The sequence below is a fragment of the Paraburkholderia rhizosphaerae genome, assembly GCF_004366595.1.
Lineage (GTDB): Bacteria > Pseudomonadota > Gammaproteobacteria > Burkholderiales > Burkholderiaceae > Paraburkholderia > Paraburkholderia rhizosphaerae.
Genome location: NZ_SORE01000006.1, coordinates 192,971 through 209,163, shown reverse-complemented (window position 1 = coordinate 209,163; position 16,193 = coordinate 192,971). Strand labels below are relative to the sequence as shown.

Annotated in this window: 14 protein-coding genes; all 14 read right to left on the bottom strand. The window is 65.6% G+C overall.

Going from position 1 to position 16,193, the window contains the following annotated elements:
- Positions 1 to 158 precede the first annotated feature (158 nt).
- The gene (locus tag BX592_RS10260; protein ID WP_134191654.1) at positions 159 to 890 is read right to left on the bottom strand and encodes an RNA polymerase sigma factor FliA; all 732 of its coding nucleotides are present in this window, start codon (positions 888 to 890) and stop codon (positions 159 to 161) included.
- 24 nt (positions 891 to 914) lie between these two features.
- On the bottom strand, positions 915 to 1,784 hold the full coding sequence (locus BX592_RS10255) for a MinD/ParA family ATP-binding protein (RefSeq protein ID WP_134191653.1): 870 nt from the start codon (positions 1,782 to 1,784) through the stop codon (positions 915 to 917).
- Positions 1,777 to 3,660, bottom strand: a complete 1,884-nt coding sequence (gene flhF, locus BX592_RS10250; RefSeq protein ID WP_134191652.1) for a flagellar biosynthesis GTPase FlhF — start codon at positions 3,658 to 3,660, stop codon at positions 1,777 to 1,779. Before flhF ends, BX592_RS10255 begins: the two co-directional genes overlap by 8 nt.
- Positions 3,657 to 5,765, bottom strand: coding sequence for a flagellar biosynthesis protein FlhA (flhA, locus tag BX592_RS10245; RefSeq protein ID WP_134191651.1), 2,109 nt, complete (start codon positions 5,763 to 5,765; stop codon positions 3,657 to 3,659). Before flhA ends, flhF begins: the two co-directional genes overlap by 4 nt.
- On the bottom strand, positions 5,762 to 7,015 hold the full coding sequence (flhB, locus tag BX592_RS10240; RefSeq protein WP_134191650.1) for a flagellar biosynthesis protein FlhB: 1,254 nt from the start codon (positions 7,013 to 7,015) through the stop codon (positions 5,762 to 5,764). Before flhB ends, flhA begins: the two co-directional genes overlap by 4 nt.
- A 297-nt stretch (positions 7,016 to 7,312) precedes the next feature.
- On the bottom strand, positions 7,313 to 8,575 hold the full coding sequence (locus tag BX592_RS10235; RefSeq protein ID WP_134191649.1) for a DUF3443 domain-containing protein: 1,263 nt from the start codon (positions 8,573 to 8,575) through the stop codon (positions 7,313 to 7,315).
- 42 nt (positions 8,576 to 8,617) lie between these two features.
- A complete protein-coding gene (locus BX592_RS10230) occupies positions 8,618 to 9,208 on the bottom strand; it encodes a DUF2844 domain-containing protein (protein ID WP_134191648.1) in 591 nt (196 codons plus the stop codon).
- A gap of 275 nt (positions 9,209 to 9,483) precedes the next feature.
- Positions 9,484 to 10,191, bottom strand: coding sequence for a protein phosphatase CheZ (gene cheZ / locus BX592_RS10225; RefSeq protein ID WP_134191647.1), 708 nt, complete (start codon positions 10,189 to 10,191; stop codon positions 9,484 to 9,486).
- A 1-nt stretch (position 10,192) separates the two neighbouring features.
- Positions 10,193 to 10,588 (bottom strand): chemotaxis response regulator CheY, encoded by a 396-nt coding sequence (cheY, locus tag BX592_RS10220; protein WP_134191646.1) that lies wholly within the window; start codon positions 10,586 to 10,588, stop codon positions 10,193 to 10,195.
- 235 nt (positions 10,589 to 10,823) lie between these two features.
- Positions 10,824 to 11,921, bottom strand: coding sequence for a protein-glutamate methylesterase/protein-glutamine glutaminase (locus BX592_RS10215; protein ID WP_134191645.1), 1,098 nt, complete (start codon positions 11,919 to 11,921; stop codon positions 10,824 to 10,826).
- Complete coding sequence (gene cheD, locus BX592_RS10210; RefSeq protein WP_134191644.1) at positions 11,918 to 12,661, bottom strand: chemoreceptor glutamine deamidase CheD; 744 nt, start codon at positions 12,659 to 12,661, stop codon at positions 11,918 to 11,920. The genes BX592_RS10215 and cheD overlap by 4 nt, the downstream gene beginning before the upstream one ends.
- Positions 12,658 to 13,593 carry a CheR family methyltransferase gene (locus tag BX592_RS10205; RefSeq protein WP_134191643.1) on the bottom strand — a complete coding sequence of 312 codons (936 nt, stop codon included), beginning with the start codon at positions 13,591 to 13,593 and terminating at the stop codon, positions 12,658 to 12,660. The genes cheD and BX592_RS10205 overlap by 4 nt, the downstream gene beginning before the upstream one ends.
- 155 nt (positions 13,594 to 13,748) lie before the next feature.
- The gene (locus BX592_RS10200; protein WP_134191642.1) at positions 13,749 to 15,635 is read right to left on the bottom strand and encodes a methyl-accepting chemotaxis protein; all 1,887 of its coding nucleotides are present in this window, start codon (positions 15,633 to 15,635) and stop codon (positions 13,749 to 13,751) included.
- A 24-nt stretch (positions 15,636 to 15,659) separates the two neighbouring features.
- Complete coding sequence (cheW, locus tag BX592_RS10195) at positions 15,660 to 16,187, bottom strand: chemotaxis protein CheW (protein WP_134191641.1); 528 nt, start codon at positions 16,185 to 16,187, stop codon at positions 15,660 to 15,662.
- Positions 16,188 to 16,193 lie beyond the last annotated feature (6 nt).

Below are 16,193 nucleotides of genomic sequence, written 5' to 3'. Positions count from 1 at the left end.
TCGGATAGATCCAGTTCGAAATTCACCATGAGCGCCGCGGCTTTCGCGACAAGCGGGCAGCCGTAAAACCCCGACAAGACAGACCGGAAGCGCTTATACCCCACGATGCAATCGTAGGGTATAAATTCCCGCCAAACCGTTGCCGGGCAGCCCGCCCCTCAGTGCTCCTCGGCCGCCCACGCCATTTCGCGCAGGCGCGCGCGCAGCCGTGCGACCGCCTGGCTATGCAGCTGGCAAACGCGCGACTCGCTCACTTCGATCACCGCGCCGATCTCGCGCAAGTTCATGCCGCGCTCGTAATACAGCGACATCAACAGCTTCTCGCGCTCGGGCAGACGTTCGATCGCTTCGATCAGCGCGCCGCGCAGGCTGTCGTCGAGCAGCGCGGACAGCGGATCGGAATGATCGACGCAATAGCGGTCGAGGAAAGGTTCGTCGTCGGCGGACCGGTCGAAGTCTTCGTAATAGATCAGCTGACTGCCGTGCAGGTCCTGCAGCATCGACTGGTATTCGTCGAGCGGCATCTTCAGGTGCTGCGCGATTTCCGCTTCGCTTGCCGCACGGCCAAGCGCCTGCTCGACCTGATGCATGGCCATCTCGAGTTCGCGCGACGTGCGCCGCACGCTGCGCGGCAGCCAGTCGTTGCTGCGCAGTTCGTCGAGCATCGCGCCGCGGATGCGCTGGCTCGCATACGTCTCGAACTGCGCACCCTGGTCTTCCTTGTAGCGGCTTGCCGCATCGAGCAGGCCAATCATGCCGGCCTGGATCAGATCGTCGAGGTCCACGCTCGCCGGCATCTTCGCCACCAGCTGCAGACCGAGCCGCCGGACCAGCGGCGTGTATTTCGTCAGAACGTCGGTCTGAGAAATCTTTCCTTGAGCGTTGTACATCGAGCTCCCCTTGTCCGCTGCCTGTCAGGCGAGCTGCGCGGACGGTTGTTCGGCGTGAGACGCCGGTGTGACAGTCGCGCTCGCCGACCACGGCGCGCGCGACGACATCGCTGGCCGCATCGGCCAGTACTGCAGTTCCCCGGCAAGGTGCCGGAAGTCGCGCGCGGCGGATGTCGAAGGGAACGCTTCGACGATGCAGCGCGACAGCGCTTCGGAACGCGCCATGTGCGGATCGGCTGTGACGCAGCCCGCGCCTTCGAGCGCCACGGTCAGATAACGCCCCGCGACATCCGCGAGGTTGTCGAGCGCAACCTGCGCATCGGCGACGCTGTGCACGTGATTGACCAGCACGCGAAACTGCGCAATCGCGTACGCGTAGTGCAAGCGCTTCATGCACGCGTACGTATCGGTAATCGCCTGAGCGGCGACGCGCGTGACCATCATCAGGTCGTGCGCCTGTAACGCGAGATCCGACAGCAGGCCGTCGCGCTCGAACTGCACATCGATCAGCACCACGTCGGCCGGACTGTCGAACACCGCGGCCAGCTGCGACGGCCGGCACGCTTCGCGATGGCGACGCGGCGCGGCCAGCACGCCGAAGCCGGCGCCGTGACGCTCGATCGCCGCATCGAGCGCGATCTCGCCGCGCGCGAACGCGACGAAGCGCTCGGCGGCCGTGCCATCGGGCTTCGCAACGATTGCGTGCGGCTCGCCCGCATGCTCGTCGACGACCAGCACGTCTTTGCCCTGCGCGGCCAACGCAGCCGCGAGATTCACGACGGTGGTCGAGCAGCCGACGCCGGCCGAGCCGCCGGTAACGGCGATGGCCCGCGATCCGTGGCGCGCGAGCAGACGCCGCAAGCCTTCCGCCTGATCGGACATGAACTTAGCCAAACCGGACCTCATGCTGCTCGGCCGTCGAGCGTGCGGACAGTGCGGACAGCAGGCCCGGAACGTCGTCCTCCTGCGGGACGAACGGCGAGTGATCGCGTGGGATGCAGAACGCGCTGCGAATCAGGAATTTCTTCGTCGCGACGTACAGGTTCTCCGGCACCTTTTGCCCCGTCGATACGTAATGCACCGGCAGCCGGTAACGCAGCACCGCGTCGAGCGTGCTGCCGAGGTTGGTCGCCTCGTCGAGCTTCGTGAGGATGCAGCCGGCCAGCGGCTGCCGGTCCGGTGAGCTCTGGTACGCCTGCACGACTTCGTTCAACGTGTCGCCATGGCCGGTCGCGTTGAGCAGCAACAGGCGTTGCACCGGCTGGCCGGCGCGGCACAGCATCGCGATCTGATCGGACACGAGGCGGTCGCGCTGGCTCATGCCGATCGTGTCGATCAGCACGATGTGCTTGTTGCGCAGTTCGGAAAGCGCGAGCTGCAGGTCGGCGCCGTCCTTCACCGCGTGCACCGACACGCCGAGAATCTTGCCGAAGATGCGCAGCTGTTCGTGGCCGCCGATCCGGTAGCTGTCGGTGGTGAGCAGCGACACCTTGCTCGCGCCGTAGCGCATCACGCAACGCGCGGCAAGCTTCGCGGTCGTCGTCGTCTTGCCGACGCCCGTCGGTCCCATCAATGCGAACACGCCGCCGCGCTCCATCAGCGCGTCCTCGTTTTCCATCACCGGCAGGTTCGACTCGAGCACCGAGTACACCCATTCCATGCCCGCTTCGAAGGTCTCGACGGCCGGCAGGTTATCGACCACCATCCGCACCAGCTGCGCGGAAAAGCCGGCCGCGAACAGGTGCCGCGTGATTGCCGACTGGATCGGGCTGCGGCGCTGGCTGTCAGCCCACAACAGGCCGGCGAAGTGTTCTTCCATCATCCCGCGCAGCGACGCGAGCTCGTGCATCACCGTTTCGTTGACGATCTGCGACATGCGCGCGTTGATTGCGTCGGTGACGGCGGCCGTCACGTGCTCCGGATAGCCGGACGACGACGTCGCACGCTGCGTCGCACGGCGTGCGGCGAGCTGCGCGGCTTCGCGCGCCCAGTCGGGCGCCTCGTTCGAGAGGGCCTCGTTCGTCAGCGTCGGAATCGGCGCGAGCGGCGGCGTATGCGGGAGCTCGCGGCGCGCGGCGGAGGCCGGCGCATCGGCCGGCGCGCCAAGGCCCTTCGCGGCGGCGGACGCCGGCGTCAGCGGCTGCTTCGAGCTGTACACGCCCGGCTCGTTGTCCGGCCGGCCAGCGATCGCCTGCGCGTGATCGATCAGCCACGGATTCGTTTCGGCCATCGTCACCGCGCGCGCTGCGGTGTGCTTCTCGACCGGCTTCATGATCGACGCGGCCGGCACGGCGGGTTTCGCCACCGGAGCGGCCTCGCTCTTTTCGCTGCGCGGCTCGCTGCGTTGCTCGCTTCGCTGCTCGCTTCGCTGCTCGATACGCGGCTCGATGCGCTGCTTCAGCTCTTCGATCTCGGGCGCACCGGGCGCGGCAACCGGGCTCGCAACGGCCGCCGGCGCAGCCAGTTCGTTGTTATCGGCGCCGGCTTCGGGGCTCGCGCCAAATACCGACGAAAACACATCGGGCAAACCGCTCGCATACGGATTCGCGAACATCGGGGCCGAACCGGCGCGCGCCGCGCCTTCATCCGCGACGACTTTGCGTGCGGCCGGCGCAATCGACGCGAGTTCGCTGTCGGCGAGCGCGACGATCTCGACCGTGCCGTCAGCGAGCGCGCGGTTCGATAGCACGACCGCGTCCGCGCCGAGCGCTTCGCGAACGAGGCGCAATGCGTCGCGGCTGGTTGCGCCGGTGAATTTACGGATGTTCAAGCTTGACCCCCGATGAGGTTAACGACGCGAATATTTCTCGTGTCGGGCACTTCCGCGTACGAAAGTACCTTCAGTTGTGGCAGGCTGCGGCGCAGGAAGCGCGCGAGCATCGCGCGCAGCGCGTGCTGCACGAGCAGCACCGGCGCGTAGCCCAAGTTTTGCTGGCGTGTCATCGCCTTTTGCGTTTCGGTCAGCAGCGTCTGTGCGAGACCCGGTTCGAGACCCGGGTTCGGCCCGGTCGTCAGCGCCTGCGCAAGCACGCGTTCGAGGTTCGAATCGAGGCCCATCACCTGCATGTCGCCACTGCCTGGGAACCATTGCTGCGTAATCGCGCGGCCGAGCGAGAGCCGCACGACCGCGGTGAGATCGTGTGCGTCCGACACCTTCGGCGTGTGCTCGGCGATCGCTTCGAGAATCGTGCGCAAATCGCGGATCGGCACGCCTTCGTCGAGCAGGTTTTGCAGCGTCTTTTGCAGCGTCGTGATCGACACCTGCTTGGGCACCAGCTCCTCGACCAGCGACGGCGTGTTCTTCGTGGTCCGCTCGAGCAGCGCCTGCACTTCCTGGCGGCCGAGCAGTTCCGACGCATGCGTGACGACCAGATGGTTCAGGTGCGTCGCGACCACCGTGCTCGAATCGACCACCGTGTAGCCGTACACCTGGGCCTGCTCGCGCAGGTTCGTGTCGATCCAGATCGCCGGCAGGCCGAACGCGGGGTCGGTGGTCGGGGTGCCCGGCAGCGCGGCGCTGACCTGACCCGGGTTGATCGCGAGCCACTGGCCCGGATACGCTTCGCCGACACCGATCTCGACACCCTTCAACGTGATCCGGTAGCCGTTCGGCCGCAGTTCGAGGTTGTCGCGAATATGAATGACCGGCGGCAGAAAGCCGATTTCCTGCGCGAACTTCTTGCGGATGCTCTTGATCCGCTTGAGCAGCTCGCCGTCCGAATTGCGGTCGACGAGCGGAATCAGCCGGTAGCCGACTTCGAGACCGAGCGTGTCGATCATCGTCACGTCGTCCCAGCTCGCCTCGGTGTTTTCCGGCGCGGCGAGCGCCGCCGGCGCGACGTCGACCAGCGCGCCTTCGGTCTTGCGGCGCTCCGCGCGCTTCTTCATCACGCGGCCAAGCTGGATCGCACCGCCGCCCAGAATCAGAAACGCGAAATGCGGCATGTCCGGAATCAGGCCCATCAGCACGAGGATCGAGCCGGTGATCATCAGCACGCGCGGGTTCGAGAACAGTTGCGACGTCAGCTGCGTGCCGATGTCCTCGTTGGTCGCGACGCGCGACACGATCACGCCGGCCGCGGTCGAAATGACGAGCGACGGGATCTGCGCGACCAGACCGTCGCCGATCGTCAGTAGCGTGTAGTTCGTGCCGGCGTCCGCGAAGCTCATGCCGTGCTGCGCAACGCCGACAATGAAACCGCCGACGATGTTGATCACCATGATCAGCAGGCCCGCGATCGCATCGCCGCGCACGAACTTGCTGGCGCCGTCCATCGAACCGTAGAACTCGGCTTCCTGCGCGATCTCCGTGCGGCGCTTTTTCGCCTGCTCTTCGTTGATCATGCCGGCGTTCAGATCCGCGTCGATCGCCATCTGCTTGCCGGGCATCGCATCGAGCGTGAAGCGCGCGGACACTTCGGCGATCCGGCCGGCGCCCTTCGTGATCACCATGAAGTTGATCACCATCAGGATCACGAACACGACGATACCGACCGCGAAGTTGCCGCCGACGAGGAAGTGGCCGAACGCCTCGATCACCTTGCCGGCCGCGTCCGGGCCGGTGTGGCCTTCGAGCAGCACGATGCGGGTCGACGCGACGTTCAGCGACAGGCGCAGCAGCGTCGAGAACAGCAGCACGCTCGGGAACGCCGCGAAGTCGAGCGGCTTTGTCGTGTACATGCTGACGAGCAGCACCATCACCGCCAGCGCGATATTGAACGTGAACAGCAGATCCAGCAGGAACGGCGGCAACGGCAGAATCATCATGCCGAGGATCATGCAGATCAGGATCGGCCCGGCGAGCGCGCGCAGGTTCGCGCTCTGCAGCACGTCAGGGCGGCGCGACAGGAAACCGGCGCGGGGCGGCGTGCTCATGCGCGGCCTCCGTCATTGCGCGACGCGCTGTTGCCGCGATCGTTGTTGCCGCGGGCTTGCGGATCGAGTTCTTCCACGTCTTCGATATCTTCGATGTCTTCGTCTTCTTCAGCGGCCGGGCCGCGCTTGTCCAGTTCCGCCGGCACGTCGAGGTCGCTCGGCCGCACCGGCTCGGCGCCGCCTTGCGTATTGAAGCGGCGCAGCTGATACACCCACGCGAGCACTTCGGCGACCGCGCCATACAGCACGCCCGGCACTTCGGCATCGAGCCGGACGTTGTAATAGAGCGCGCGCGCGAGCGGCGGCGCTTCGAGCAGCGGCACGTTGTGTTCCGCCGCGATCTCGCGAATCCGTGCGGCGACGAGGTTCACGCCCTTGGCGACCACCTTCGGCGCGCGCATCTTGCCGTCCGTGTACTGCAGCGCGACCGCGAAGTGCGTCGGGTTCGTGACAATCACGTCGGCCTTGGGCACCTGCGCCATCATCCGGCGGCGCGCGATGGCCCGCTGTTGCGAGCGAATGCGGCCCTTCACGTGCGGATCGCCTTCGTTTTCGCGATGCTCGCGCTTGACCTCTTCCTTGGTCATGCGCAGCTTTTTCTCGTATTGCCAGATCTGGTACGGCACATCGAGCGCCGCGATCAGGAACATCCCGGCGACGGTCGTCGCGCAGCAGACGGCGATCAGATGGCCGGCGCTGGTCATCGCGACCGACATCGGCTGCGTGACAAGCGCGAGCACGTCGTCGTGGTGATTCCAGAACGCGAGCGCGCCGATCCCGCCGACCACCAGCGTCTTCGCGAGCGCCATGCACAGCTGGATTGCACCGTTCGGCGAGAAGATCCGGCCGAGGCCTTTGATCGGATTGAGCTTGCTCCACTTCGGCTCGAGCGATTTGGACGACAGCAGCCAGCCGCCGAGCGCGATCGGCGCGACCAATGCGGCGAGTGCGGTCAGCGCCAGCAGCGGCGCGAGCGCAGTCAGGCCTTCGATGCCGGCGTTGCCCGCGCCGATCAGCATCTGGTTCGTATCGAACACGGTGGCGTGATCGAACGTGAACGCGCCGCGAATCATCGACTCCAGGTGGCCACCGATATGGCCGGAAAGCGCCCAGCCGCCGAAAAAGCCCGCCGACAGCAACGCGAACGACACGAGCTCGCGCGAACGCGCAACCTGCCCCTCCTCGCGCGCCTTCTGACGGCGACGAGGGGTGGCTGATTCGGTCTTTTCGAGGTCGCTGTCCTCTGCCACGGGGCTCTCCAGGCGGTCACGGCACCCACTGCCGGTTTTCCGGGTGAGAGCGATTATTCCCGTAGACGTAAAGAGACCATCGCCGGATAAAGAGCGTTAAACGGGGGTATTTCGCCGGATGGAAGGCAGATGGAAGGCCGGCGTTGGTGTTCGCCGATGGAAGCGGCCGCAGCGGATGGGACGCTGGCGTCGTGACTCGCCGGCTGGAGCGGCCTCATTCGAGGCCGCTCGTCGGGGCGGTTAGTGGCGCTTAGTGGATCTTACTGGCGCCTGGTAGCGGTTCGTGACGGCTCGACGTTAGAACGCGATAAACGGTGCCTGGCCGCCGTTCGCGCTCAGGTCGAGCCCGTGATAGACGGTGCGGCCGAAGTAGAACGGCAGGCCGAGGTCGAGGGCAGTGGGCAGGCTGCCAGCGGTGCCGGCCAGGTTGCTCAGCGCGAGGTTCCGGCTATTGAACAGGTTCGTCGCGTTGTCGGCGGCGAAGCTGACCGTGGCCACGGTCGCGTCGACCCCTTGCAGCGTCGCGCTCAAGGTCTGCCTGGTGGTCGGGCAGTAGAAGTCCGGCGCGTTGCTGCCACATTTCGGTAGCGTCGCCGTGAAGAAAAGACCGTTCGAACCGGTGTCGAGAAAGGCATCCACGTTGGGCGCGCCATTGAAGGAACTGTTGGCGAGGTCACCAAACGGATCGGAGGCAAGCTTTGTCACGGTGCCCGGCATCGCGTTGTTCGCCTGCGTGTTGATCCCGAAGGTGACAAGGCCAGTCACGGTGGGCGAGCCGCCGTCCGGCACCGCCGGGAACTGGACGATCACGCCGTTATTGTCGGCCGCGAAGCGCGAAATCGGATTGGTGACCTGCTGGTTGACGGAAACCGATGTCCGTGCACAACTGGCGGTGGTCGCGTTTGGAGGGCACGAAAAGTACGTGCTTAAATTGCCGCTGTCCGAGATCGGCAGCGCGCACCCCAATCCGCAGTCGTTCACCGCCACGCCGACACCGAGAATGCCGTTCGCGTTGAGCTCGCTCGCGGTGTCTTCAGCCTGCGACACCGGTATCCTGTCCGTGCAGTTTTCACTCGGGATCGTCGCGGCGGGCAGGTCGCCGATCAGCTGCATCGGAATATTGCTCGCCGTCTCGCCACCGATATGCACGTCCGCCCAACGGATCGTCCCCCAAGTGAAACCGTCCGCGAAATGCGCGCATTGCGCAAGAATGCCGGCGGAGCCCGATGGCACCACGTTCGGCAGACTGCCCGCGATCGAACCGAGCGACGAGTTCAGTATGCGCAAGCCGAACGACTTGGTGTCGAGCAGCACGTTATTGATGGTTTGGCACTGGCTCGCCGAACCCGGCGCGCAGACGGTCACGGTGACCGTCGGAATGTTCGGCGTGTTCGATACGGCGCTGTTGATCACCGCCGCGACCTGATTCGATCCAGCCGGCGGCGGGCTGCTCGGCGACGAAGTCTGGTTGTTGTTGTTGCCGCTGCCGCCGCCCCCGCCGCAACCGGCGATCAGCGAAACGGCGAGTGCAGCAGCGGCGGCTATCAACCACCGCGTCATTCTGGTTGTTCGTTGCACGTCGATTCTCCAGTCGTCGGTCGGTTAGCGGATGTCGTCGCCGGTCACGCCGGCCGGCAGCTGCGCGGGCAGCCATGCAGCGCCGATGAAGTGACCCATATGGCCACCCGACTTGACGACGATGCCGCCGTGTTCGACGCTCGACGGCCCGCGCGCGACGCCGCGCGCGGCGCGGGCGGCGCTCGCGCCCTCCGAGTATTGCTGGTAGTACTGGTCGCCGAAAATCTTGCTCAGCTGCGGCAAGGCCGGCCCGTTCCACGCAACACCAAACACGATGCCGCCCGCCGACACGTACTCGCGCACGACGGTGCCCGTTCCCAGCGTGGTTTCGCGCACGGTGTACGGCACCGCGGCCGATGTACCTGATGCGCCCGATGCCGCAGGCATCGTCACTGATGCGCCGGACACGATCGCGTTGCGCATCGTTGCGCTCGCCGTCGTCGGCGCAGGCGTGGACGACGTGACCGTCGCGCCATCCGGCGTCGCCATCGGACCGCCGCCCAGCGCCGCCTGAGCGGACGACGCGGCTGCCAGCAAGCCGGCCGCGCAGAACGCGGCGGCAGCGAGTGCGAGCCCGCACGCGCGCACTCGCCGCGACTGATTCGAATCGAACATCAGCACTCTCCCCCGTTGAAGGCCACGCGGCATCCGGCCGCACCCGGCCCGAACCCGGTTTGCATTACACCGCCACACGGCACATGCCGTTTAGCACGCATTCGTCACAACGCCCGCGCTGACGGAAAGCTGCCTTGCAAGCATCCGATAGCGTGCTGCAAGCTCAATCACTTGCTGCGTTGCGTGAAGGGTAGTATGCCTGTGGACGCCGCAGAGGGACAGGTTCCGCAGCCGTTCAACGACCGCGGATTCACAAAAGTGCACGGGCTTGCGGATCAGAAGCCGAGGCTGGCCAGCAGATCGTCGACTTGCGATTGATCCTGCATCACGTCGGCCTTGCCTTCCGGATTAATCTGCGGTCCGTTGAGCAGACCTTCCGGGCTACCGGTCGCCGACGTTTCGGCCGCGAGCGCGGCGGCGGTCGCGGCGAACTGTTCGCGCCGCTCCGGCGCGATGTTCTCGACCAGCACGCCAAGCAGCTGCTGCTCGATCACGTACACGATCTCGGTGATTTTCTTGATCACCTGGCCGGTCAGGTCCTGAAAGTCCTGCGCGAGCATGATCTCGAGCAGTTGCTGGTTGGTCGCCGCGGTCGCGTCGGGCAGCTTGCCGAGAAACGCGTGCGTATCGTCCATCAGCGTGCGCACCTCGTTTCGCTCGAGCGGCGCCGCATACCACTTCGCCCAGCGCGCATCGAGCGCGCCCGCTTCCTGCTGCAGCTGTTCCTGAATCGGCTTCGCGACTTCGATCGCGGTCAGCACCTTTTCGGCTGCCTGCTCTGTCATCGTCGCGACATATTTCAGGCGGTCGCGTGCATCGGGCACCGCTTCCGCCGCACGCTCGACATGCTTGTCGATGCCGAGTTCGCGCATCGAATCGCGCAGCGTACGTGTCAACTGGCCGATCCGGGCGAGAATCCGGTCAGTGGTGTGATCGCTGTCGTCGCGCGCGACCGCGTCCTGCGCGTTGGTCGGCTGGTCCACATCAGCTCCCGGTTTTGCCCAGCTTTTCGAGAATCTTGTTGAGCTTCTCGTCGAGGGTCGCCGCGGTGAACGGCTTCACGACGTAGCCGCTCGCGCCAGCCTGGGCCGCCGCGATGATGTTTTCCTTCTTCGATTCGGCGGTCACCATCAGCACCGGCAGGTGGGTCAGGCTCGCATCCGCGCGAATTTCCTTCAGCATCGCGAGGCCGTCGAGGTTCGGCATGTTCCAGTCGGAGATCACGAACTCATAGTTGCCGCCGCGCAGGCGTGCGAGACCGGCCGCACCGTCTTCCGCCTCGTCGACGTTCGAGTAGCCGAGCTCCTTCAGCAGGTTGCGGACGATCCGGCGCATCGTCGGAAAATCGTCCACCACCAGGATTTTCATTCCCTTGTCCATCTTCTCTTTCCCCTGTATTGCTTGATCCGGCGAGGCGGCGCGAGCGCCGCCCGTTCGTCATTCAGTTCCCGTCCACTGCTTCTGGCCGATACGCGGCAAAACCGCAGCCGAGCCGCATCGATTCCCTATCTAGCAAGGTTATCGGCTCTACCGCGGTTACTCTGTAACCCAATCGACCTGCAAGGACCCCGCGGCCGCCACGCTTGCGCATGCAAGCGCGCCGCGACCGGCATGATTACACACGCTGCACCCGTTCGCCCATTGCGTTGAGTCGTGCCATCACACGGCGGCTCATATCCGCAAGCGGGGAAATGTCGTCGGCAGCGCCCATTGCAATTGCTTCGCGCGGCATGCCGAACACGATGCAGCTCGCTTCATCCTGCGCGAGCGTATAGGCGCCGGCGCGGCGCATATCGAGCAGACCCGCTGCGCCGTCGCGGCCCATGCCGGTCAAAATCACACCGACTGCGTTTTTGCCCGCATGCTGCGCGGCCGAGCGGAACAGCACGTCGACCGACGGGCGGTGCCGGTTCACCGGCGGCTCGTCGGACAGATGCGCAATATAGTTTGCACCGCTGCGCGCAAGCAGCAGGTGCGCATGGCCCGGCGCGATGTACGCGTGTCCCGGCAGCACCCGTTCGCCATGCTCCGCTTCTTTTACTGTGATGCGGCATAGGCCATTCAGGCGCTGCGCGAATGACTTCGTGAAGCCAGGCGGCATATGTTGCGCAATCAGTACCGCGGGCGCATCGGGCGGCAGCGGCACGAGCACTTCACGGATCGCCTCGGTGCCGCCGGTCGATGCGCCGACAATGATCAGCTTCTCGGTACTGACCAGCGGGTTATTGAACAGCGGCGCGGGCGTCGCGCCTCCGGCCGGGTGTGCTGCTGCCGCATGCGCGGCCGGCGCCGCCTGGCGCACGCGGGCGCGCGCCGCGGCGCGCACCTTGTCGGCCAGCTTTTCCGCGTATTCGAGCATCCCGTCGCGGATGCCGACCCGCGGTTTCGTCACGAAGTCCACCGCGCCGAGTTCGAGCGCGCGCAACGTGATTTCCGAACCGCGTTCGGTCAGCGACGACACCATCACCACCGGCATCGGACGCAGCCGCATCAGCTTCTCGAGAAAGTCGAGGCCGTCCATACGCGGCATTTCAACGTCGAGCGTCAGCACGTCCGGGTTGTGCTGCTTGATCAGCTCGCGTGCGACGAGCGGATCGGGCGCGGTCGCGACCACTTCCATATCCGGCTGGCCATTGATGATCTCAGTCATCAGGCTGCGGATCAGCGCCGAATCATCGACGCACAATACCTTGATCTTTTGCACAGTTGTCATGCCTCCTCTGCGGTCCGCGCATTATTGGAATCGTTCTCGCGGCCGCCCGCGCCGAACAGCTCGATACGAGGTTTTGCCGCGCCGCCGACGCCGCCCGCACCGGGCGCTGAGCGGCCGGCGCTGAACAGCTCGACGCGCGCACGCGCCTTCGCGAGACGCTCGGCGCGTGCCTCGGCGGTTTGCCGGGCCAGCACGCGTTCGCGCTCCGCCACATCCGGGTCCTGCTGCAACCCGAGCTTCTTCACCATCACCTGACCGGTACGCGGCAGGAACGCGACCTTGCGCGGATGCGCGCCCTGCAGGTCTTCGGCGAGGATGCGGATTTTTTCGAGCGCCAGATAGCGGCGCACGAATTCCGAATTACGATCGCCGATATTCATCGTCGTCATGCCCGCGAGCACCGCCGCGCCGCCGAACACTTTCGCTTCGAAGCGCTCGCGGCGCCCGCCCGCCTTGATCAATTCGTTGATCAGCACTTCCATCGCGTATGCGCCGTAGCGCATTGCGTCGGAGGCCGCCTGCACGACTTCCGCACCGTCGTCCGGCAGCATGAAGTGATTCATGCCGCCGATGCCAGCGGTGCGGTCCTGAATGCACGCGGCGACGCACGAGCCGAGCACGGTAACAAGCACCATGTCCTCGCCCGTCGTATAGAACTCGTTCGGCAACAGCTTCACGCCGGGGCGCTTGAAGTGATTGTCGTAGTAGAGATTGTTCGCGATCGGCAGCCCGGTGCTCATGCGTTCACCTCATTCATCGCACCGTGCGTACGTGCCTGCGCGGGCGCGGCGTCGGTGTCGCGCGTCAGTTCGTAGACAGTCTGACCGCGCAGCCGGAACGCTTGCGTCACATAGGTGAAGTTTTCCGAGTGGCCCGCGAACAGCAGGCCGCGCGGCTTCACGAGCGGCTCGAAGCGCGCCAGCACTTGCGCCTGAGTCGGCTTGTCGAAATAGATCATCACGTTGCGGCAGAAGATCGCATCGAACGGATTGCGCAAGCCGTAGTCGTGATCGGTGAGATTGAGGCGCTCGAAACGGATCATCGCGCGCAGTTCCGGGCGCACCTTCACCAGCCCCGCGTGCGCGCCCGTGCCGCGCAGGAAGAAGCGCTTCAGACGCTCCGGCGACAGATGCCGCACCTGCTCGTACTGATAGACGCCTGCATCGCACTTCGCGAGCACTTGCGTATCGATGTCGGTGGCGAGCACGGTGGCCTGACGAGCGGCCGATTCGCCGAGCGCCTCGACGAGCGTCATCGCGATCGAATATGGCTCTTCACCGGTCGACGCGGCCGAGCACCACACCGATACCGGCTGCGGCCGCTTCTTGACGAACTCGGCGAGAATCGGAAAGTGATGCGCTTCACGGAAGAACGCGGTCAGGTTGGTCGTCAGCGCGTTGGTGAACGCCTCCCATTCGGCCGGATCGTTGCTCGACTCGAGCTGGTCGAGATACGTTCGAAAGCTGTCGATACCGAGTGTGCGCAAGCGGCGCGCAAGCCGGCTATACGCCATATCGCGCTTATGGTCGGACAGCGAGATACCGGCGCGGCGATGAATCAGCTCGCGAATGCGCGCAAAGTCAGACGACGTGAACTCGAAGTCGCGGCCGGGATCCCCGGCACGCGCCGACTCCGCACGGCCGCTGCGTTGCGATGTGCGTAGTTCGCTCATCGGATTCTCCACTCGCGCACTGCGCCAATGGCGTGATCGGCGCAGGCGCACGCCGGCAACGGACGGCCTCGCCCGTGCGCGCTCAACGAGCGCGCTATGCCGTTTCGCCCGTTCGCGGGCGCGAAGCCGTACCCCTGCATTTCCCGTCAATCCTTCTAGAACGTTTCCCAGTCCGCGTCGGAGCCCGCCGGCGTAGACGCGACCGCCGGCGCCGATGCAGCGGCAGCCGACGCCGCCGTGCCCGGGCGACTCACCGTCGGCCGCTTCAACACCGGTTCGGTACGGACAGCCGGTATTTCGCGCTTCGGACCTTCGTGTTTCGCTGCTGCGTCGTGCTTAGGTGCAGCGGCTTCAGCGCTTGCCGCACTGCCGCCATGCGCGGACAGCCCAGGTTTCGTTGCTGACACAACCGGTTTCGCGGCAATTGCCGGCGCGGCCGACTGCGGGCGAACCGGTGTGCGCAGCGGCGCCGCGAAATCGGCGCCGCCCGTGTCCGACACGCGCCATCCGGCCACCACGCTGCGCAATTGCCGCGTCTGATCCTCGAGCGAGGCGGCTGCGGCCGCCGCCTGTTCGACGAGCGCCGCGTTCTGCTGCGTCACGTCGTCCATCTGGCTGACCGCGCGATTCACCTGTTCGATGCCGCCCGACTGCTCTTCCGATGCGGCACTGATCTCGCCCATGATGTCGGTCACGCGGCGCACCGCCTGCAGGATCTCTTCCATCGTCGTGCCGGCGCGGCCAACCAGTTCCGAGCCGCCCTGCACCTTCGCGGCGGAGTCGCCGATCATCTCCTTGATTTCCTTCGCCGCGCTCGCGCTGCGCTGCGCGAGGCTGCGCACTTCGCCGGCGACCACCGCGAAGCCGCGGCCCTGCTCGCCCGCGCGCGCCGCTTCGACTGCGGCGTTCAGCGCGAGGATATTGGTCTGGAAAGCAATGCCTTCGATCACGCCGATGATGTCGACGACCTTGTTCGAGCTCGCCGCGATGTCGCGCATCGTGACGACCACTTCGCTGACCACTTCGCCGCCGCGCGTCGCGATATCGGACGCATTCACCGCAAGCTGGCTCGCCTGGCGCGCGTTCTCCGCGTTCTGGCGCACGGTGCCGGTCAACTGCTCCATGCTCGATGCGGTTTCCTGCAGCGACGCTGCCTGTTGCTCGGTGCGTTGCGACAGGTCGGTATTGCCCATCGAAATCTCGCGCGCGCCGGTGTCGATCGACTCGGTGCTCGTGTGCACTGCCCGGACCAGCGCGGCGACGCCGTCCTGCATCTTGCGGATCGCCGCGAACAGACGACCCATTTCATTGCGGCTCGTAGTCTGCACGCTCTGTGACAGATCACCGGTTGCGATCCGCTCGAAGCATTCGATCGCGTCGTCGAGCGGCTTCGTGATCATCCGGCTCGTCACGACACGCACGACGACCATCATCAGCACCGCGACCACCACGCCTGCAATGATCAGCATCTTCATCGTCGCGATATGCGCGGCCGCGTCGGCCTGCTGGCGGCTAGCGCGGTCCTGCAAGGCCTTGACGATCGGCGCCGCGGCGTTGTCGAACGCGACGAACATCGGGCTGATCTTCGTGTTCGCGATTTTCCGGTAGGTGGTCAGATCGACGTCGCGCAGCGCGGTGATCTCCGGTACAACCGCGTCCTGCAGCAGCGACGCGCGGCGCGCGACCGCTTCGTCGACCAGCGCCTGCTCGACGCCGCCTTTTTGCAGCGACGTAAACGTCTGCCACGCGTCGTTCGATTTGTTGAACAGCTCCTGCGCGCGATCGATCGCGACCTTCGCCTGATCGAGTTCGCCGTCGCTCAGCAAGCCGCTTGCGCGATCAAGCGAGACGCGCCCGCGCAGCAGATACGTCGACGTATCGCTCAATGCGCGTGTCGCCGCCAGATCGCCGTTCGCGATTTCATCGAGCGCACCGCTCGCGTTGGTGAGCGAAAAAATGCCGAGCGCGCCGACGGCTATGGTCAGCAACACCAGCACGGCGCCGACCGCGGTCATCGCCGCGCGGATCGACCATCGGTTCATGTCTTTCTCCCGCCGGTTCCGCCGTTACAGGCTGACCGCCTCGATCAACTCCATTTCGCGGCTCGTCATCAGCTTCTCGATGTCCATCAGGATCAGCATGCGGCCGTCGACCGTGCCGAGGCCCGTCAGGTATTCGGTCGTCAGCGTCGCGCCGAATTCGGGCGCCGGCATGATCTGGTCGGCGGTCAGCGTCAGCACGTCCGACACACCGTCGACCACCATGCCGACCACGCGATGCGCGACGTTCAGGATGATCACCACCGTCTGGTGGTCGTATTCGACGCGGCCCAGATGGAACTTGATGCGCATGTCGACGATCGGCACGATGATGCCGCGCAGGTTGATCACGCCCTTGATGAAGTCCGGCGCGTTCGCAATGCGCGTGACGCTGTCGTAGCCGCGGATTTCCTGCACCTTCAGAATATCGATGCCGTATTCCTCGGCGCCGAGCGTGAAGACGAGGAACTCCTGGCCGCCGGCTTCGGCCTGCGCTGCATCGCGGCGGGTGACTGCGCCGCTGACGGCCGGGTTGTTCGATTGAATGTCTGCCACGTTAGC

Excerpts from the sequence above, each read along its gene's own strand:
- BX592_RS10235 (WP_134191649.1), bottom strand. The coding sequence starts at position 8,575 with ATGACGCGGTGGTTGATAGCCGCCGCTGCTGCACTCGCCGTTTCGCTG.
- BX592_RS10260 (WP_134191654.1), bottom strand. The coding sequence starts at position 890 with ATGTACAACGCTCAAGGAAAGATTTCTCAGACCGACGTTCTGACGAAA.
- cheD (WP_134191644.1), bottom strand. The coding sequence starts at position 12,661 with ATGAGCACCGGGCTGCCGATCGCGAACAATCTCTACTACGACAATCAC.
- BX592_RS10230 (WP_134191648.1), bottom strand. The coding sequence starts at position 9,208 with ATGTTCGATTCGAATCAGTCGCGGCGAGTGCGCGCGTGCGGGCTCGCA.
- BX592_RS10215 (WP_134191645.1), bottom strand. The coding sequence starts at position 11,921 with ATGACAACTGTGCAAAAGATCAAGGTATTGTGCGTCGATGATTCGGCG.
- flhA (WP_134191651.1), bottom strand. The coding sequence starts at position 5,765 with ATGAGCACGCCGCCCCGCGCCGGTTTCCTGTCGCGCCGCCCTGACGTG.
- BX592_RS10205 (WP_134191643.1), bottom strand. The coding sequence starts at position 13,593 with ATGAGCGAACTACGCACATCGCAACGCAGCGGCCGTGCGGAGTCGGCG.
- BX592_RS10200 (WP_134191642.1), bottom strand. The coding sequence starts at position 15,635 with ATGAACCGATGGTCGATCCGCGCGGCGATGACCGCGGTCGGCGCCGTG.
- cheY (WP_134191646.1), bottom strand. The coding sequence starts at position 10,588 with ATGGACAAGGGAATGAAAATCCTGGTGGTGGACGATTTTCCGACGATG.